The sequence below is a fragment of the Albibacterium bauzanense genome, assembly GCF_004339765.1.
Classification (GTDB): domain Bacteria; phylum Bacteroidota; class Bacteroidia; order Sphingobacteriales; family Sphingobacteriaceae; genus Albibacterium; species Albibacterium bauzanense.
Genome location: NZ_SMGO01000003.1, coordinates 367216 through 386246 on the forward strand (window position 1 = coordinate 367216; position 19031 = coordinate 386246).

The 19031-nt window shown below is 35.8% G+C and carries 15 protein-coding genes; 7 read left to right on the forward strand and 8 right to left on the reverse strand.

The window, feature by feature from the left end:
* Nucleotides 1-43: 43 nt before the first annotated feature.
* Both C8N28_RS12900 and C8N28_RS12905 read right to left on the reverse strand, forming a co-directional pair.
* Complete coding sequence (locus C8N28_RS12900; RefSeq protein ID WP_132225557.1) at nt 44-1027, reverse strand: FecR family protein; 984 nt, start codon at nt 1025-1027, stop codon at nt 44-46.
* Nucleotides 1028-1109: 82 nt separating this feature from the next.
* A complete protein-coding gene (locus C8N28_RS12905) occupies nt 1110-1661 on the reverse strand; it encodes an RNA polymerase sigma factor (RefSeq protein WP_132225559.1) in 552 nt (183 codons plus the stop codon).
* Nucleotides 1662-1982: 321 nt separating this feature from the next.
* Between C8N28_RS12905 and C8N28_RS12910 the strand changes: the two genes are divergently transcribed.
* Together C8N28_RS12910 and C8N28_RS12915 are read left to right on the forward strand one after the other, a co-directional pair.
* Nucleotides 1983-2690: a hypothetical protein gene (locus C8N28_RS12910; RefSeq protein ID WP_246012824.1), complete on the forward strand. Its 708-nt coding sequence runs from the start codon at nt 1983-1985 to the stop codon at nt 2688-2690.
* Between the two features lie 181 nt (nt 2691-2871).
* Nucleotides 2872-3786, forward strand: a complete 915-nt coding sequence (locus C8N28_RS12915) for a pirin family protein (RefSeq protein WP_132225561.1) — start codon at nt 2872-2874, stop codon at nt 3784-3786.
* A gap of 29 nt (nt 3787-3815) precedes the next feature.
* On the opposite strand, the gene C8N28_RS12920 is transcribed toward C8N28_RS12915, so the two are convergent.
* From C8N28_RS12920 to C8N28_RS12930, 3 genes are all read right to left on the reverse strand, one after another.
* Entirely contained in the window at nt 3816-5351 is a 1536-nt protein-coding gene (locus tag C8N28_RS12920; RefSeq protein ID WP_132225563.1) for a SulP family inorganic anion transporter, read from the reverse strand.
* A gap of 144 nt (nt 5352-5495) precedes the next feature.
* Nucleotides 5496-6551: an NAD(P)-dependent alcohol dehydrogenase gene (locus C8N28_RS12925; RefSeq protein ID WP_132225565.1), complete on the reverse strand. Its 1056-nt coding sequence runs from the start codon at nt 6549-6551 to the stop codon at nt 5496-5498.
* 12 nt (nt 6552-6563) lie between these two features.
* Nucleotides 6564-8237, reverse strand: coding sequence for an FAD-dependent oxidoreductase (locus tag C8N28_RS12930; protein ID WP_132225567.1), 1674 nt, complete (start codon nt 8235-8237; stop codon nt 6564-6566).
* Between the two features lie 267 nt (nt 8238-8504).
* On the opposite strand from C8N28_RS12930, the gene glk reads away from it, so the two are divergent.
* Entirely contained in the window at nt 8505-9533 is a 1029-nt protein-coding gene (gene glk, locus C8N28_RS12935) for a glucokinase (RefSeq protein WP_185140147.1), read from the forward strand.
* An 85-nt stretch (nt 9534-9618) separates the two neighbouring features.
* Here glk and C8N28_RS12940 read toward each other — a convergent pair whose 3' ends face one another.
* Both C8N28_RS12940 and C8N28_RS12945 read right to left on the reverse strand, forming a co-directional pair.
* A complete protein-coding gene (locus tag C8N28_RS12940) occupies nt 9619-12048 on the reverse strand; it encodes an ABC transporter permease (RefSeq protein ID WP_132225569.1) in 2430 nt (809 codons plus the stop codon).
* Nucleotides 12049-12431: 383 nt separating this feature from the next.
* Nucleotides 12432-13289, reverse strand: a complete 858-nt coding sequence (locus tag C8N28_RS12945; protein ID WP_132225571.1) for a hypothetical protein — start codon at nt 13287-13289, stop codon at nt 12432-12434.
* Nucleotides 13290-13602: 313 nt separating this feature from the next.
* On the opposite strand from C8N28_RS12945, the gene C8N28_RS12950 reads away from it, so the two are divergent.
* The 3 genes from C8N28_RS12950 to C8N28_RS12960 are packed head-to-tail and all read left to right on the forward strand — an operon-like array spanning nt 13603 to nt 17925.
* Nucleotides 13603-14775 (forward strand): aldose epimerase family protein, encoded by a 1173-nt coding sequence (locus tag C8N28_RS12950; protein WP_246012825.1) that lies wholly within the window; start codon nt 13603-13605, stop codon nt 14773-14775.
* Nucleotides 14776-14778: 3 nt separating this feature from the next.
* Nucleotides 14779-16620: a glycoside hydrolase family 2 protein gene (locus C8N28_RS12955; protein ID WP_132225573.1), complete on the forward strand. Its 1842-nt coding sequence runs from the start codon at nt 14779-14781 to the stop codon at nt 16618-16620.
* Between the two features lie 6 nt (nt 16621-16626).
* Nucleotides 16627-17925 carry an alpha/beta hydrolase family protein gene (locus C8N28_RS12960; RefSeq protein WP_132225575.1) on the forward strand — a complete coding sequence of 433 codons (1299 nt, stop codon included), beginning with the start codon at nt 16627-16629 and terminating at the stop codon, nt 17923-17925.
* Nucleotides 17926-17944: 19 nt separating this feature from the next.
* Here C8N28_RS12960 and C8N28_RS12965 read toward each other — a convergent pair whose 3' ends face one another.
* On the reverse strand, nt 17945-18337 hold the full coding sequence (locus C8N28_RS12965; protein WP_132225577.1) for an ester cyclase: 393 nt from the start codon (nt 18335-18337) through the stop codon (nt 17945-17947).
* Nucleotides 18338-18589: 252 nt separating this feature from the next.
* Between C8N28_RS12965 and C8N28_RS12970 the strand changes: the two genes are divergently transcribed.
* Nucleotides 18590-19027 (forward strand): Fur family transcriptional regulator, encoded by a 438-nt coding sequence (locus C8N28_RS12970; protein ID WP_132225579.1) that lies wholly within the window; start codon nt 18590-18592, stop codon nt 19025-19027.
* The last annotated feature ends 4 nt before the right edge of the window (nt 19028-19031 follow it).

The following is a 19031-nucleotide window of genomic DNA, read 5'->3' on the forward strand; positions in this document are numbered from 1 at the left end:
TTGTTCGTTCAACTTCCATTTACTATTTTTTTCTGTTTATTTTTTATTCATATAGTGTTATTATATTGTTCCTAATAAGATACTTCGCATCTGTAATTTTACTGATAACTCTCATGACATCTTCGATTTTGTTATTTGTATTAAATGTTGTTTTGTAATTTGCTGTTTTTAGTCTATTGCTTTGCGTTTCAAGGATAAGACCCCAAGTATTCTTTATAATGAGAGAAAGTTCCTGAAACGATACACCATCCAATCTAACTTCACCTATCTGCCAGGAGGTAGCCAGTTTAGCATCAGCATTCGTTACCTCATAACTTTCAGTCCGAGAATGATAGTTGATTTGCTGATTAGGATATAACAGACTTAATGTTTTGCCGGTGGCGGTAATACTCACTTTACCTGTAGATACTGTTACTTTAATTTGGTCAATTTCAGGATATGCTCTAATGTTGAATGAAGTACCCAAAACAATTGTCTTTAACTTACCTGTATTTATGATAAAAGGCTTTGTCGCATTGTGGGTAACCTTAAAAAAAGCCTCTCCTTCTAAATAAACTTCCCTCTTGTTGTTGTCAAAATGCTTTGGATATTTAATTACTGAGCCCGAGTTTAATAATATTTCAGAACCATCTTCGAGGGTAAGTTTTACCCTCTTTCCTATTTGTGCCTTGCTGATCTGTAATGTAGCCGCATCAACTATTCTCAGCTCATTAGCTTTTTTCACATAATTATAAAGCGGAAAACTGACGAAAAGGATTAGAACAGCAGCCACTTTCATCCAATTACTTGGTTTAAAGAATGGCTTTTCAATAAATGAATATTTTCTCGACGTTGGAATCTGAGCAATGATCCTGTTCAACAACCGTATACGTACTTTCTCTTCATGTTTATCGTCATGAAAAACTTTCAAGTCTTTACTTGTGGTATCAAAGTCGGCATACCAATTATTCAGCTTCTCTTGCTCGTCCGCTGTTAAACTTCCCTTACTTACTTTTTGTAATATCCGATTTCGTTCCTTCTCGTCCATTTATGCTCTTTGATTATATAACCGAACGGGATCAGGGTTTGTCCCAGAGCAAAACAAAATTTAATATAAGTAGGATGTTTTATTAACGATTACTAAACAAAACAGCTGACAATGTTATAAATATGTTAACTATTGAAGGGTTAAGCTCAACAGAGTTATATTTATGAATAGTTGCCCTGATTTTTTTCAAGGCAGTGCTTAGCTGGTTTCTTACAGTTTTACCTGATACTTTTAATCGTGTTGCGATCTCTTCATTGGAAAGTCTTTCTTCCCTGCTAAGCAAGAATATTTCTTTCATCTTTTCGGGAAGATTGTTTATTTCCTGTTGAACGATAAATTCCAGCTCGTTACTCAGCAACCAGGTATCGCTATAAGTATCGTCATAATCATTCTGTAATATCTTTTGATTTTCAAAAGATGTCTTTAAAATCTCTTTTCGGAAGAAATCTATGATGCGACTTTTAAGACGTTTATGGAGTAGTGCACGAACAGACTGTTCATTTTCAAAGTCAAAATCACTTTCCAGCAAAGACAAAAATACATCTTGAAGAATATCCTCTGCATTTTCTTCACTTTGCAACCGACGAAAAGCAGCAATGTATAATTCCTTCCAGAACTTATTATACATTATCATAATATATTGACTGTTATTTTGTCGTTTCAATTTTGGCAACTGATTTAATGCCTTCAAATTTACCAATGGCAATGTTATTATATTATTACGTTTGTATTACCAACTTAACGAACAGTTAGCTTTAATATCTATCATTGCGACACCATTTAATCACCCTATCAGCATTAATCATACCGGTCTTATCAAAATACTTGACCTTAAAAAATCATGGAATTGAAACGACAAAACAACAGTTAGTACAAGATATTAATGCATTGAATATTAATAAAAACATCTTTTAATATGGGCTGTTTTATAATTATATTAATCTCCGAAAGTGTTATGGCAACTTCAGCGAAAAAGACAACTACAGCAAAAGCATCTAAACCTTCTAAAGAGAAAAGTAATGCTAACGGAATAAAAAGGGATGCCAAAGGTTACAATTCCGTCAAGAAATTTGAAGGCCGTCAATATACTGGCATGCAAGTCGGCAGAAGTCATCACTGGGATTATGATCAAGGGGACTGGAAAGAAACTAAAATTACTCCAGATCTTTGGGAGATTAATTATGAAGTCATCAAACGTCGCAAAGGACATGCACCAGAAGGTAGTGGTGTTCCAATAGGCACCGAATATCATTGGTATATTTTATCGCATCAAAACGCAAAGAAATTAAATGCAAATGATTATTCTACCGAAATGCATGGTCTCAAATTCAAGCTTGCACATAAACGTGCTGATAAGGAGAAATGGAACCTAAGTGGCACCACGCAACGTAAACATCTGATCGCTTTTCTGAAAGAAATGATTGAACAACTAGAGAACGGATCTGTACCGTTAGAATTTGAATACGGCGGTAAAAAATATAAAGGCGAAGGCGTACCCGTGCCAGATACCTGTGATGAAGATGTTTGTTTTCAGTTGGACGTTGAACTGAACGATCAGGCTTTGGGTATTATCCGCTGTGCAAAGAGTGGCTGGAAGATGGATGGTATAGAACAAGAACTGGTAGAAACTATTGGCAATGAAATTTTTGCTTTTTACGAGTAATATAATTCCTGGGGAGTCTCATAAGACAATATTCATATTTCCCTGCTTACATAAACGGCAATTCCTATAGAAAATCGCAAAAACTAGACAGTAAAGGACTTGTTAACCCAAAAATACTTATATTGTATACTTAAAATTTACACATCAGATACTCCAATATTCTTAAACAGTAAGATAAATTATGCTTGAAATAGTAATTGAATCCCGTACTGCTGCAATAAGCGCTGAAATGAAAGTAAAGCGTATCCTCCCTTTCCGACTACATAGGATGATAGGTCCTTTCATCTTTATGGACCATGCAGGTCCAATAGTAAACCCGTCCGCACAGTCGTCAAATCTAGATGTACTTCCACATCCACATATTGGACTTTCGACAGTTAGTTATTTATTCGGTGGTGAAGTAACACACCGAGATAGTCTAGGTGTAGAACAAATCATTCGTCCAGGTGAAGTAAATTGGATGACGGCAGGTAGCGGAATAGCACATTCAGAGAGATTCGAAAATCCTTCTTCATTAGCAGGAGGCTTGGAAATGATACAAACCTGGGTAGCGCTTCCAGAAAAAGATGAAGAGGCAGCACCTTCCTTTGCTAACTATACACCCGATCAATTACCTGTTTTTACAGATAAAGGCATTTGGATGCGTCTCATTGCAGGTGATGCTTACGGATTAAAAAGCAATGTAAATACAAATTCTCCATTGTTTTATCTGCATGTAGTATTACAACAAGGTGCCCTCTTCGCACTCCCAAAAGAGCATTCAGAACGTGGCTTCTACATAGTCAAAGGATCTATCGAAATAGCAGGAATAACATATACTGAAGGAAAGATGCTTGTATTCACCAAAGGTGTAGACCCTCGGATTGTTACCAAAGAAAACACAACACTAATGCTCTTGGGTGGGGAACCTCTAGGTGAACGCTTCATATGGTGGAATTTCGTTTCCTCGCGAAAAGAGCGTATTGAACAAGCCAAAGAAGATTGGAAACAAGGCAGGTTCATTCTACCTCCTAATGACAATAATGAATTCATACCACTACCCGATGATAATTCCAGACCTTCAGGAACTCCTCCAAAACCTGAACCACTTTCTTAAAATAGGCTATCAAAATTGATTGTAATATTTTATTTATTGGGCATTACCTTATAAGTAGGATCCTCTTCCATAGTAACCACAATTACTCCCCTAGCCTTTTCAAGCTTACTTCTACAATCCTGACTTAAGTGTTTTAGTATAACTTGCTTATTCAAATCAGCATATTTAGCTGTAATCTTATTCAGTGCATCAATAGCACTCATATCTGCAACCCTACTATCTTTAAAATCGATTATTACTTCAGAAGGATCATTCTCAACATTAAACTTTTCTAAGAAAACGCTGGCTGAACCAAAAAACAAAGGTCCGTAAATTTCATATACCTTAGCGCCCTTTTCATTGATATACTTCCTTGCACGAATCCTTTTTGCATTATCCCAGGCAAATATTAATGCAGAAATGATTACTCCTACCAAAACTGCCAAGGCTAGATTATGAAGTATTATAGTTATTAATGCGACTAAAATTCCTACAAAAATATCTGATATTGGCATTTTATTAATGATCATTAAGGAGACCCACTCGAAAGTACCTATAGCAACCATAATCATTACTCCAACTAATGCGGCCATCGGTATTTTTTCTATTATCGGAGCGCCAAATAAAATAATGGTCAGAATGGCCAAAGCAGCAATAATTCCGGACAATCTTGCTCGAGAGCCAGCATTGAGATTAACTAACGTTTGAGCTACCATTGCGCACCCACCCATGCCACCAAAAAAACCATTAACAATATTGGCACTGCCTTGGGCCATGGCTTCTCTATTTGCTTTTCCCTTTGAATTAGTAATCTCGTCAACCATTGATAAAGTAAGTAATGATTCTATCAGACCTACACCAGCCATAATCAATGAAAAAGGAAATATTATTTTCAATGTTTCCATTGTAAACGGAACCATTGGAATGTGGAAAGAAGGCAAGCCACCTTGAATACTTGCAATATCACCCACTGTTTTTGTATCAATATCTAATCCTAACACAAGTGAAAAAACTATAATAATAGCAATTAAAGATGCAGGAATGGCTTTTGTAATTTTAGGAAAGAACAGTACGATAACGATAGTAAGCAAAGTTAGACCTCCCATTATATATAATGGAGGGCCTGTCAACCAGGCAGTAACTCCATTTTCAATAAGCTTAAACTGTTCTATTTGCGCCATAAAAATAATGACCGCCAATCCATTTAAAAATCCATACATTACAGGTTGTGGGATTAACCGTACAAATTTTCCCAATCTAAAGACCCCAACCAGGAACTGAAGAAGTCCTGCCAACGCAACTGCAGCAAATAAATATTCCACTCCATAGATCTTGCTTAAAGCGATTAACACCACAATAGTAGCACCTGCACCACCAGAAACCATCCCTGGTCTTCCACCAAAAACGGCTGTGATCAAACCCATTAAAAAAGCAGCGTATAGTCCAGTAAGCGGAGATAATCCTGCTAATATTGCAAAAGATAAAGATTCGGGAATCATTGTCATCGCAACTGTTAAGCCTGCTAAGAGTTCCGTTTTATAGTTTACTTTTTGCTTAAAATCAAAAAAGTGCAAATAAGAATTCATAATTAATTTTAAGAGATTATTTTATTACTGCAATCAAACTGTTCAACTGCGAAATGTTACGTAAATAAGTACTCAAAAGATTAAATAAAATAAATTCTATATAATGCATGAACTATGTACTTTATACCTTATATTATATAACTATCAATTCTTTAAAGAAGCCATATCAATTACAAAACGATACTTTACATCACCCTTTAAAAGACGTTCGTAAGCATTGTTGATGTCTTGCATCTTAATCAGCTCTATATCAGAAACGATATTGTGTTTACCACAAAAATCCAGCATCTCCTGTGTTTCAGCAATGCTTCCAATCGTAGAGCCTGCAAAATTTTTGCGAGCAGGGATCAAGCTAAAAGCTGCTATGGGTAAAGGGTGTTCCGGAGCACCAACTAATGCTAATGTACCATCTGTCTTTAATAAACTTAAATAAGCATTGACATCGTGCTGAGCCGAAACACAATCTAATACAAAATGTAAAGTGTTGACATTGGCTTTCATTTGTTCTTCATCTGTGGATAAAATTACTTCATCTGCACCAAGGCGTTTTGCATCTTCAATTTTTGAAGGTGAAGTTGTGATCACCACAACGTGAGCTCCTAACGCCTTAGCCAGTTTTACACCCATGTGTCCTAAACCTCCGATACCTACTACACCTACTTTTTGTCCGGGACCAACCTTCCAGTGTTTTAACGGCGACCATGTAGTTACACCAGCACAAAGCAATGGTGCAGTTGCAGCCAAATCTAAATTTTCAGGAACATGTAAAACAAAATCTTCATCCACTATTACACGTTCTGAATAGCCTCCAAAAGTCTGTTTATTCAAGTGTTTGTCTGCACCATTGTAAGTTTGAATATTTCCTTTTTCACAATACTGCTCCAATCCTTCTCTACAGTGTTCACATTCACGACAGCTATCTACCATACAGCCAACTGCGGCATAATCTTCAATTTTAAATTTGGTGACTTCACTTCCTATTTTGGTGACTCGACCTACAATCTCATGACCAGGCACATTTGGATAAACGGTACCATGCCATTCATTACGAGCAGTATGTAAATCTGAATGACATACCCCACAGTATAAAATATCGATCTCGACATCCTTCGCCGTTACTTCACGACGATCAATATTCATTTGTTTTAAATCTGCATCAGGTGCATCTGTACCAAATGCTTTTACAGTATATATATTCATATGCTAATTAATTTATTCGGGCAAAACTAAAAGTTGTTTTTGGCTTAACAATGCTTGTTGAAGTTTTTGATAATTTATTTCCTGAACATCCTGGGCATCATCAATCGCAATAGCAGCAGCGGTAGCAGCAGACTGGCCTAAAATCATAAATACCGGCTCCATCCTTACTGAACCGTATGCGATATGGGAACTAGACAAACAAACAGGGACTAGTAAATTCTTAACTTCTCCTTTTTTCGGAATTATAGCATCATAAGAAATACTATAAGGTTTTGGGGCGCTAACTCCTATATCACCTTCATTTTGCACATTGCCTTCAGGTGTTATATAGCGTTGCGTATTATGAGAATCCAAAGAATAGGAACCCATACCAATAGGTTTTGGCACTTCACGTTTGCTTAATACTTCATGTTCAGTCATTACATAATCACTTACCATCCTCCTGGCTTCTCTGATATAAAGTTGATAAGGCCAATTTCCATTATCTATAAACTCATCTTTTGCCAAACCCCATTCATTTAATTGTCTTTGCAAATCTACTGGAACCCTGGAATCATTTGCCATAAAATACATCAAACCTTTTTGATACACTTCATGTTGCTTTATAATTTCCTTACGTTTCTCATAAGACGATTCAGGATATTCATAGTTCATACCGATATAGTCAGTACTAAAAGGACCATGATTGTTAGTATCAGTTTTTCGATTAGGGATAGGATCAAACTTGTTGAATAATTCATTCCATCCACTTTGAAAAACTCGAATCAATAGTTCATACTGATTCGGATCATAACCAGCTGGCTTAGGAAAAGGAACTCTATTATCAGGATTGTTAGAAAGACACATTCTAAAACAATAAGCCTGAAGTCTATTATCACCTTCTCCCTTTCTTCCAGAGGGATATGGAGAAATACCAGCTAGAAGCCCGCTAGATTTATCCCCAGGAACTTTATATGGATCTATATTAGTCCTAAAATAATGCTGATGCTGAAAAACACCCGTTTGAACTCCATTCCATTGCTCATTATACACATCATTTCCCTCTCTGCCTACATGATAAGATACACCAGAAGCTGCCATTAAATCCCCTTCATAAGTTGCATCAATAAAAACACTGCCATGGAAAACTTTTCCCGACAGAGTACGTATAGAAATTATTTTACCATTATTCAGTTTCACACCATTCTCTCTATCCAACCATTCATCACGATATACTTTAATATTATTATTTGTAATAAAGTTTTCAAAAATTTCTTCGGCAACATGGGGTTCAAATATCCACATAGTTCTTTCATTACCATCAATTGCAGAAGTTCCTTGGCCTTTATTGCCATAATCCTCTTTCTTTTGCCATTTCCATGCTGAATCCGATTGATAGTGCAGATAGATTTGATGATAAAAATCCCTTGCTAACCCTCCTATTACTGTTTTATCACCAGTATCCGTAAATCCCAAACCTGAAGATGATAGTCCGCCCAAATGTATGTCTGGAGAAACCAGAATGACAGATTTTCCCATTCGTATAGATTGAACTGCGGCCGTAACAGCAGCAGAAGTTCCACCATAAATAATTATATCTGCGCTATATTCATTTTTTATATGTGCATCTACTTCAGTATTTAAAACAGTAAAAAAGAATAATAATATAATTCTTACAGTACTTTTTAATTTAAAGTCTATTATCATAATTCTGGATATTAATAGTATTCATTATAAAAGACCCAAGTGTAATATAGTGTTGCTATAATAAATATACAATTTATAGCGAAATTAGTTATTATGTTAACATTGATTATTCTGGATTGTAATTGATAAAAAAAAACAAATAAATTTTATGGCAGAACAGTCTCTGAAGCGATTAACACAGTAAAATTATCAATCCTCAATAAAGTGTCTGAAAATCTGTATCTTCGAAGGTAACTTCAATTTCTATGCAATAATAGAATGAATAACATGATCAATTTACCCCTATTTCTGCCAGGACGAAGCCAAAATAAAGTAGCTAAAATACTTGCTGTCGATATCGGTGGTACCAAAACAAGTTTTGGTTTATTTACCATAGTCGGTGCCAATGTAAATCTGGTTCAGGAAGAAACTTATCCTTCTAAAAATTATTTATCCTTTAACGTTATTTTAGACAAATACCTACAAGAACATGTTTCTTCTATTCCAGACATACTGTCTATTGGTGTAGCCGGCCCTGTTGTAGATGGCAAGGTGCAGCTTACTAACTTGTCCTGGTCAATCGATGCTAATGTACTCCAACAGGAAAAAGGCATTACGAAAGTTTTTTTATTAAACGACCTTGAAGCAACAGCTTATGGATTAGCAGGCATCGAAAAAGACGATTTAGCAATCATCCATTCGGGAGAACAAAAGAAAGGAAATGTGGCTATTTTAGCTCCAGGTACTGGACTTGGTGAAGCAGGATTATTTTGGGACGGTTCATGTTATCGGCCGTTCGCAACTGAGGGAGGACATAGCGAATTTTCTCCACGCACTGAGCTGGATATAGAATTATTTCACTATCTGCGCAATGAAACACCTCTCATCAGTTGGGAGTATTTAATTTCTGGAGATGGTATTTATCGCATTTATACTTTTCTGCGAGACATTAGAGGCTATAAAGAACCTACATGGCTTGAAGAAAAGTTAAGAACCGAGATTCCAGCAGCCGTAGTCAGTCATACCGCCATACGTCAGTTAAATGAAACCTGTGTAAAAGCTATGCAACTTTTCGTTACTTATATGGCCCGTGAGGCAACAAATCTAGTATTAAAATTAAAAGCAACAGGAGGCCTATTTCTTGGTGGAGGAATACCTCCTAAAATATATCCGTTATTACGAGATGAACTATTCCGACAACAGTTTATTCAAAGCGATCGCATGGAGCCACTTCTTCAGGACATCCCTATACACCTTATTTTAAACAGTAAAGCAGCATTAGTAGGTGCTGCTTATTATGGAGCTTTTTGTGATTAAGATAAAATACAAGTTTAGAGCAAGGCTATAAAAAATACTATTTTATAAGCTCAAATTGCATCTCATTAAAAAGAAACATTTTACACTATTCAGTTCTCAAACTCTTCACAGGATTTGCTATTGCTGCTTTTATTGCCTGAAAACTTATTGTTAAAAGTGCAATCATTATTGCAACAAGTCCGCCTGCAGCAAACAACCACCAACTAATGTTGATGCGATAAACATAATCTTGCAACCATTGATGCATGGAATACCATGCAATAGGAGTAGCAATCGCAAAAGCAATTGCAATGAGTATGATAAACTCTTTTGAAAACAAATAAACAATATTACCAGTGGTAGCACCGAGTACTTTACGAATACCAACTTCTTTTATTCTTCGCACTGCCATAAATGAGGCTAAACCATACAAACCAAGACAACTAAGGAATATTGCGATTGCTGCAAAAATCTTATACAACTCTGCTAACTGATTTTCCTGTTTGTAAAAACTTTCAATTTTATCATCAAGGAACTTGTACTCATAAACAAAATCAGGAAATGTTTGCTCAAATATGTTTTTAACGGATTGCATTGTAGAAGAAATGTTTGTTGTTGCAAGTTTTATTCCAGCCTGGTTGTACATGGTTACATTTGTGGTAATAAGCAACGGTGCAAGATCATGGCGAAAGGACCTGTCATTAAAATCTTTCAGCACGCCAACAACAGTACATTTTATTTGATCATCCCATATACTTATTTCTTTGTTTAATATTTCTTCAGGGTCTTTTATTCCCAAACTTTTCATGAGAGATTCATTCACCAAGAATTCTCTTGTCATGCTAGAAGGCTGTAAATTTCTTCCCGCTATCAGTTGCAATTTATAAGTCGATATATACTCGTTATCAGCAAATTTGGTAATAGCTTTAAAATCTGTTTCCTTTATCGCATGGTTAAATCTAAGTGGGTTCCACGTATCATTACCATCTTCAACGGGAGTATTGGAGCTGAAGCTTACTGCCTCCACTCCATTTATTGATAATAACTGTTCTTTTAAATAATCCAACCTGCTAATACGAAGACTATCTACACGAAAAGGAACATTTACAATTGCATCTTTATCAAAGCCTAATGGTTGGTCCATAAAATAATTCATTTGCTTTACAATGATGAGTGTTCCAATGATGAGCGCCTGCGCAATGACAAATTGAAACACAACCAGCCCTCTTCTTAATGAAACTCCCTTTACAGCATTTACTGTGAGTTTACTCTTTAAAGCATTAACAGGATTGAACCGCGATAAAACAATAGCCGGATAAAAACCGGCGAATGTGGTTACAAAAACTGTTACAGTCAAAAGAAAGAGAGCGATGGCAGGATTGCTCAATATATTAAATGAAAGCGTAAGTTCTAGAAGTTGATTAATATAAGGTAATGCAAGAATTGTTATGAGTACTGCAAGTGTTACAGCACCAATAACTATCAAAAATGTTTCAACTATGAATTGAATTTGCAATTGAGATTTACTGCTTCCTAAAACCTTTCTCACACCAACTTCCTTTGCACGATTAACAGCTTGTGCAGTAGAAAGGTTAATAAAGTTTACGCAAGCAATTAGCAGAATAATTGCTGCAATAAGCCATAATACATTCACTAGCTCATAACTAATTGTTTTGTTGCTGTAATTACCTGCTTCTGTATCATAATGTACCGCACTTAATGGCTGTATAATTTGACTATCCTTATTGATAGGAGATTTCATCTTTCGTGAATACGCATCCAATTGTTGATTAAACTTTTCAACAGAAATATTCGGCGGCAACAAAATATAGCAACCAAAATCGGTTATAGTACCATCCCAATCACTTGACCCAGCAACATAATCTGAAAAAAATCCACTATAAGAAGCAACAACTTTTAGATGAAAATCTGTATTTGCAGGTATCGTGGCAAGAATACCCGATACTTTCAACACTTCAGTGCTATGACTAAATTTGTAACCACCTGCTTCCAGCTTAATAGTTTTGCCAATCGCTGCCTCCCAACTACCGAAATATTTTTCTGCTATCTCTTTTGTAAGCAATACATTGTTTGGCTCATTTAATGACTCATATGAACCGGCAAGTAGTGGAAAATCAAATATTTTAAAGAATGAAGGTTCTGTATAAAACAATCCCCGTTGCTCTTTGAATACTTTCTCGGTCTTTCCATTACTATCAAATATCAACAACTGATCATTTTGACTTGCATAAATAGGTGCTACCTGTTCTAATTGGGAAAAAGCAGTTTTTAATCCTAGGGGTACTGGAAAGGGGATATCTTTTCCAGAAATTTCTGTATGTTGATATTCAGTTAATACCCGAAAAATGCTATCTTTCTTTGTATGAAAATTATCAAAACTTGTATGAAATTGTATAATGATAAAGATTATCATGCAAACTGAAATACCCACAGCTAAGCCAATAACATTCATAATAGCATAGCTTTTATTATGCATCAGATTACGCCATGCGACTTTCAAATAATTTTTAAACATACAATTACGATTTAATTTATAATGAAACCACCTATGAGTGGCTTCCTAAAAGAAATTCAATTGCTGTTCCAAAGACACAATATACTAACAATTAAGTTGTTAACAGATAAATCAAGACGAATAGTGTACCAAAACCGAACGCTGTATGTTCGGTTTTGAAATAGCATTTTGAAATTATTACTAAAAGGAAGTCACTTCTACCTCAGCCCTTTAATCAAAGTCATGTTCATATTACTACCTAAGTCTTAAAATAAATTTGTGTCAGCTTACCAAAATAGTTGGAATGAAATTGTCAATGAGAATGCGGCTAAATTTGTCACCAACAATTTTGAGTCATAAGTATTACCAGAATTACCAGTCGTCAAGACCACAATTAAATAGAATTAAAAACTTGCCACCTTAAAATTACTAATACCTATTGCAGCACCATTACTTAATTCGGTTCCTGTGCTAACATAAAAATACTTTCTCTCTTGATCACGGCTAAACATTTCGGTATCCAAAACCTTTACTTTATCTAAATAAATAACCATCTGTTTGTTTTTGACCTCAATAGCAACATGCATTTTCCCCACCGCATATTCAGCCAATGGAAAATCGATTGTATTATAAATCTTAGTATCGCTACTGGAATTAATAATAGTTTTGTTCCAATAATGTATTGAAGTGGAGGTAATGGCATTATCATTATAAGCGTCACTAATATAATTATTAATGGCATTATCGTGAGCAAAGCCGAATTTTAACTCCATTAAGTCTTTTGCATCTGTATTACTCTGAGTAGCAATATCAAACTCCAGAGTAAAGTTGTTAGGAAGTGGCGCATTACTTTTTAATTTGTAACTAGTAAATTCTTTTAGTAACAGCCAATTTCCGCTTTGATCAGGTAAGTTGGCAACAGAACCGCTTCCACTAGCCTTCCAAAACTGAGCCATACTCCCAATGGAATCTCTGGAAAGATCATCCGAAAAAACTAAGATAGATCCGGTCTTAAACTTGAAATCATTAGCTGCATTGGCAAATATATCTGAATCAGTTCCTTTTGCACCCCTTGTGGAAGAGACTGTGGCATCTTCTGAACTGCCCTTTCCTTCAAAAGCCTTATCGACAGCGTTATTTACCTTATTTTCAACTTTAGAAGAAACCTTGTCTTTAAATCGCTTGAGAATTTGAGCTTTTACGGGTTGAATAGGTAACAAAAAAAACAAGGAAATGACAATAGAAAATAAGACTTTTTTCATAATTAGTTATATGTAAACAATACAATATCTCTTTTGAGAATTTTGCATTGCATTTCACAAATATTGTTCCAAAGTAAAAGTCATTTTCAATAAAAAGACTTGAAATCCTACACTCTATAACCCTTAGTTACACCATTTTTTATCTGATTATTTTTTACAGCAAAAACGTCGGAAAATCTTGATAAGCGTAAGGTTTGTCACAATTCAAATACAAAACCTTTAAGTAATTATGGCTTAAGTCTACAAAAATAAATATATTAGTAGTATCTAAACTTAACTATAACCACATGGTTAAACAAAGACCTAATTAAATATGATGATAAACACTAAATGCCTACTTAGTCCACTCTTAATTCTGGGGTTAGGAATTGCAACAGGTTGTACTAATAATACAGCAAATCAAGAAAATAACATAGATTCAAAGCATGAGGTAACACAGATTTTAGACAGTGCATTTGAAAAGACAATTAATGGTAAAGAAGTCAAGCTATATACTCTCGAAAATGCAGAAGGGCGTAAAGCCTTGATCACTAATTATGGCGGTCGCTTAGTAAGTATGCAGGTGCCCGATAAAACCGGCAATTTAGTTGATGTAATTGCTGGTTTCGACTCAATTGAAGGTTATCAGCATTCAACAGAACCTTATTTCGGTGCAACTATTGGTCGCTTCGGAAATAGAATTGCAAAAGGTAAGTTTAGCTTAGACGGTAAAGATTATCAACTATTTATTAATAATCCGCCAAATACATTGCATGGAGGAAAGGTTGGGTTCCAAGATGTGGTTTGGGATGCTGTACAAATCGATCAAAGCACTTTGGAGCTGAATTACCTATCAAATGATATGGAAGAAGGATTCCCCGGGAATCTGAAAGTAAAAGTAACTTACGAGCTTAATGACCAAAATGAATTAAAAATTAGCTATGAAGCTACTACTGATAAAAATACTTTTGTAAACCTAACGAACCATGCCTTCTTTAATTTAAATGGCGATCATAGCGGAACAATCTTAAACCACCTTGTTAAAATTAATGCAGATCAATATACGCCTGTAGATAGTACACTTATTCCAATAGGGGAAATTATTACGGTAAAAGATACTCCCTTTGATTTCACAAGTTCAAAGATTATTGGAAAAGACATAGAAACGCAAAATGAGCAATTGAAGTACGGAAACGGTTATGATCATAATTTTGTTTTGAATGAACACGCTCCAACAACGGCTGTGGCAGTAGTACTTGGTGACATAAGCGGTATCGAAATGAGTATTTATACCGATCAGCCAGGTCTTCAGTTTTATAGCGGAAACTTTATGCAAGGGAAGAATACAATGAAAGGCAATCATAAGGATGATTTCAGAACTGCATTTGCTATGGAAACGCAGCATTTTCCAGATTCCCCTAATCAACCTTCTTTTCCTTCTACCTTACTTAAACCAGGTATGACATATAATTCAACATCAATCTATCAATTCAATATAAAGCGATAACACATGAAACAAATCTTAACAGGTCTTTTACTATTGACCAGCTTGAGCCTAATGGCTCAGGATAAAAATTGGGCACCTGTAGGTAATAAAATTATGTCAGAATGGGCCAGCAAGGTGGATCCAGCCCAACCTCTACCAGAATATCCGAGGCCACAAATGGTTAGGGAACAGTGGTTAAATTTAAATGGTTTATGGAATTATTCACTTCAGGCGAAGGATGATCAAAATAAGCCTCAACAATATGAAGGTAAAATCCTCGTTCCCTTTGCTGTAGAATCAGCCTTGTCTGGCGTTGGCAAAACAGTGGGAAAAGATAGTGTGATCTGGTACAACAGAACTTTTTCACTGCCATCGAATTTTAAAAACAACAATGTGTTGATGCATTTTGGTGCTGTTGACTGGCGTAGCGAAGTATATATCAACGGAAAATTAGCCGGTTCACATGAAGGCGGCTATGATCCTTTTTACTTCGATATTACAGAATTGTTAAAGTCAGGTAAAAATCAGGAAGTGACAATTCGTGTTTGGGATCCAACTGATGAAGGGCCTCAGCCACATGGAAAACAAGTTATAAAACCAGAAGGTATTTGGTATACACCAGTTACAGGAATCTGGCAAACAGTATGGATTGAAGCAGTACCTAAATCTTTTATCGCTTCTACAAAACAAACTCCAAATATTGATCAAGAAACCCTTAAAATAAGCACCGATTTAAAGAATTCCCTAGCTGGTGACGTAGTTCGTGTGACCGTGTTTGATGGGGCAAATAAATTAGTTGAACAACAAAATGCAGCTGGTGAGGAATTGACCTTAAAAATTCCTAATCCAAAATTGTGGTCACCTGACCAACCTTTTCTCTATAATCTAGATATTACTTTGATCCGAAATGGAAAAACAATAGATGAGGTGAAAAGCTATGCGGCTATGCGCAAAATATCTCTTCAAAAAGACGCAGCCGGAATTCAGCGAATAATGCTAAACAATAAATTCCTTTTCCAATATGGTCCGCTAGATCAAGGCTGGTGGCCAGATGGGCTATACACAGCACCGACAGATGAGGCGCTAAAATTTGACATTATGAAAACCAAAGAAATGGGCTTTAACATGATTAGAAAGCACATTAAGGTAGAACCTGCTCGTTGGTATAATTACTGCGATCAGCTAGGTATGTTGGTTTGGCAGGATATGCCAAGTGGCGATTTAGGAAATGGATGGGAACAAAGACCAGGAGTTCTTGATCGCGCAACCGATCAGAACAGAACGCCGGAATCAGAAGGTTATTATAAAAAAGAATGGAATGCAATTATAGATGCCCTTTACAACTTTCCAAGTATAGTAATTTGGGTACCATTTAATGAAGCTTGGGGTCAATTTAAAACAGAAGAAATTACGGAGTGGACCATGGCAAAAGATCCATCCAGATTGGTAAATAGTGCCAGTGGTGGTAATTATTATTTAACAGGACATATGGTAGATTTGCATAACTATCCCAACCCTGCAATGCCAAGACCAGATGTATTCGGCGAAAAATATGCTTTAGTGCTTGGTGAATTTGGTGGCTTAGGTTTACCAATAACTGACCATACCTGGCAACAAAAAGATAATTGGGGATACCAAACTTTTAAAAATCCAGAAGACATGTTTAAACGGTATAACGAGTTCACTAATCGTATTCAGGAATTCATTAAAAAAGGACTATCTGCAGCCGTTTATACGCAGACTACCGATGTAGAAGGAGAAATCAATGGTTTCCTCACTTATGATAGAAAGGTGATGAAAATGCCTATAGAGAAATTGAAAACAGTGAATAAACAACTATATACTGTGCCTGTAAATTTTAATTAAAAAATTATGAGAGATTATCTTTTAACAACTGCATTACTCTACCTTGCATTCTCACTATTCCCAATCAACGCCTTTAGTCAAAACGCACCACCTACTGTCGTAGCGGGAATTCCAGTTAATTATGATGAGGCTTTAGTAGGTTCTTATACTCTTCCAGATCCTTTAACCTTTCAGAATGGAAATAAGGTAACTGATGCAGCTTCATGGCTAACTAAACGAAAACCAGAAATCATTCGGTTATATGAAGAAAATCAATTTGGAAAGGTACCTTCAGCACTAACAGATATAAGTTTCAATGTTTTTGACAAAGGAACCTTGGTTTTTAACGGAACGGCCATTCGTAAACAAGTAACCATTTATTTCACAAAAGACACATCAATACATAAAACAGAGCTTTTGATCTATCTACCCGCAAAAGCTACCAAACCTTCCCCTTTGCTACTAAACTTATCCTTTTCTGCTAACTCAAATGTAGTAGATGATGATGGCATTAAACCAGGTATGATGTGGTCGCCAGACGGCAAAAGAATCCCTGCGCCTAAATCTAATTTTGGCAAACTCAATATTGAGCAGTTTATTAAAGAAGGAATAGGAATCGCAACTCTTTGCTATTCAGACATTGAACCCGATTTTAAAAATGGTATAAATTTTGGCATTCGGAACTTATACTTAAAAGAAGGCGCCACTCAGCCAGAACCTAATGAGTGGGGAGCAATTGCTAGTTGGGCATGGGGCCTTAGTCGTGCAATGGATTATCTTGAAACCGATAAGAATATTGATTCCAAACGGATTGCAGTTACAGGCGCTTCCAGGCTAGGAAAAACTGTATTATGGGCAGGTGCTAATGATGCTCGCTTTGCAATGGTAATTGCTAGTATTTCTGGAGAAGGAGGTGCCGCATTAAGTAGAAGAAATTATGGAGAAACGATAAAACATATCACTGATACTTCCCGTTATCATTATCAATTTGCAGCTGATTATCACAATTTTAGTGACCGGGTAAATGAACTACCTGTAGATGGCCATATGTTAATCTCTCTAATTGCTCCGCGGCCATTATTGCTACAAACAGGAAACTCTGACCTATGGTCTGACCCTAAAGGAGAGTTCCTGGCTGCAGTAGCTGCTGAACCTGTATACAATCTATTTGGACTGAAAGGACCAGGAACTACAACAATGCCTGCATCTGGAGATCAAAGCTTACTAAAAAACCAACTCGGGTATTACATGCATGAAGGCGGGCATAGCGTGCTTCCTGAAGATTGGAAGATTTTTATTGAGTATATGAAGAAGTATTTATTGTAATAGTTCGTATTTAAAGACTTTAAACCACTTGCATAAAATCGTTTCTGCTCCAGTGGTCTGTTATTTTTCCATCTTTTAAAATATCTATTTCAATTACGTTCATTTCTACTTTTTTTCCTGTGGGCATTTTTCCCATAAATTCTCCTATATGGGTAGCGGTTATTGTTTTTCTCAAAGAAACTGTATCCCCCTCTCCCAACACTTCGTGAATTTGTACGGAAACATCTGAAAAGCCTTTATGAAAACCGATAATGAATTGAACCATTACGCTTGCATCTGTCGGTGCGTTGGGGGGAGCAGTATGATTTACAAAATTATCTGCCAACAATTCTTTTGTAATTTCTGTATTTCCTGATTCAAAAAATTCTTTATTGAATTTGATAACCACTTGTTTATTTTTTTCTATTGCCATTTTGGTTATTTAATGATTCAAAGATATAGGCATGAAGCAACCTTCTCCAATGATATTTAAAGGAAAAAAGCCTTGACATCTGTCAAGATCAATCATTAAATTCCAATTATTTTTTTGCGGATTGGCTCCTTCCTGCAAAACCACAACATTTTTCTAAGTATTTCATTTACAAATCATTGAAATTAGGTTTCTCTCTATTCAATCTGAAAACTCCAAATTTTATTAATCAATCATTAACATTAACTTTGTAAAGTGAAAACAACTGAAAAATTTAATGATCTTCTTGATAAACACCATCTTAAAAAGACTGGACCACGGTTAAGTGTTCTATCTATTTTAAATTCAAGGGAAGTCGCAACATCACAACCCGATCTGGAACAGATGCTTGGAGAAGAAGTAGACAGAGTAACCCTTTATCGGATATTGAATACTTTTGAGAAGAGTGGAATTATTCATAAGATTCTGGATCTAAACGGAACTTCAAATTACGCCTTATGTTCACCTTTATGCACCAGCGAAAAACATAAAGATGAACATGTTCATTTTAATTGCACAATCTGTTTGAATATCTACTGTATGGATGAAGTCCAAATTCCTGCTGTTTCTATTCCAAAAGGGTTTAAGGCTACCAATAAAAATCTGATAATATATGGTTCTTGTGATAGCTGCAATAAAAAAGGCAAAGAATAAATAT

Excerpts from the sequence above, each read along its gene's own strand:
- C8N28_RS12920 (WP_132225563.1), bottom strand. The coding sequence starts at position 5,351 with ATGAATTCTTATTTGCACTTTTTTGATTTTAAGCAAAAAGTAAACTAT.
- C8N28_RS12905 (WP_132225559.1), bottom strand. The coding sequence starts at position 1,661 with ATGATAATGTATAATAAGTTCTGGAAGGAATTATACATTGCTGCTTTT.
- C8N28_RS12940 (WP_132225569.1), bottom strand. The coding sequence starts at position 12,048 with ATGTTTAAAAATTATTTGAAAGTCGCATGGCGTAATCTGATGCATAAT.
- C8N28_RS12900 (WP_132225557.1), bottom strand. The coding sequence starts at position 1,027 with ATGGACGAGAAGGAACGAAATCGGATATTACAAAAAGTAAGTAAGGGA.
- C8N28_RS12955 (WP_132225573.1), top strand. The coding sequence starts at position 14,779 with ATGAAACAAATCTTAACAGGTCTTTTACTATTGACCAGCTTGAGCCTA.
- C8N28_RS12960 (WP_132225575.1), top strand. The coding sequence starts at position 16,627 with ATGAGAGATTATCTTTTAACAACTGCATTACTCTACCTTGCATTCTCA.
- C8N28_RS12965 (WP_132225577.1), bottom strand. The coding sequence starts at position 18,337 with ATGGCAATAGAAAAAAATAAACAAGTGGTTATCAAATTCAATAAAGAA.
- C8N28_RS12925 (WP_132225565.1), bottom strand. The coding sequence starts at position 6,551 with ATGAATATATATACTGTAAAAGCATTTGGTACAGATGCACCTGATGCA.
- C8N28_RS12945 (WP_132225571.1), bottom strand. The coding sequence starts at position 13,289 with ATGAAAAAAGTCTTATTTTCTATTGTCATTTCCTTGTTTTTTTTGTTA.
- glk (WP_185140147.1), top strand. The coding sequence starts at position 8,505 with ATGATCAATTTACCCCTATTTCTGCCAGGACGAAGCCAAAATAAAGTA.
- C8N28_RS12915 (WP_132225561.1), top strand. The coding sequence starts at position 2,872 with ATGCTTGAAATAGTAATTGAATCCCGTACTGCTGCAATAAGCGCTGAA.
- C8N28_RS12930 (WP_132225567.1), bottom strand. The coding sequence starts at position 8,237 with ATGATAATAGACTTTAAATTAAAAAGTACTGTAAGAATTATATTATTA.
- C8N28_RS12910 (WP_246012824.1), top strand. The coding sequence starts at position 1,983 with ATGGCAACTTCAGCGAAAAAGACAACTACAGCAAAAGCATCTAAACCT.
- C8N28_RS12950 (WP_246012825.1), top strand. The coding sequence starts at position 13,603 with ATGATGATAAACACTAAATGCCTACTTAGTCCACTCTTAATTCTGGGG.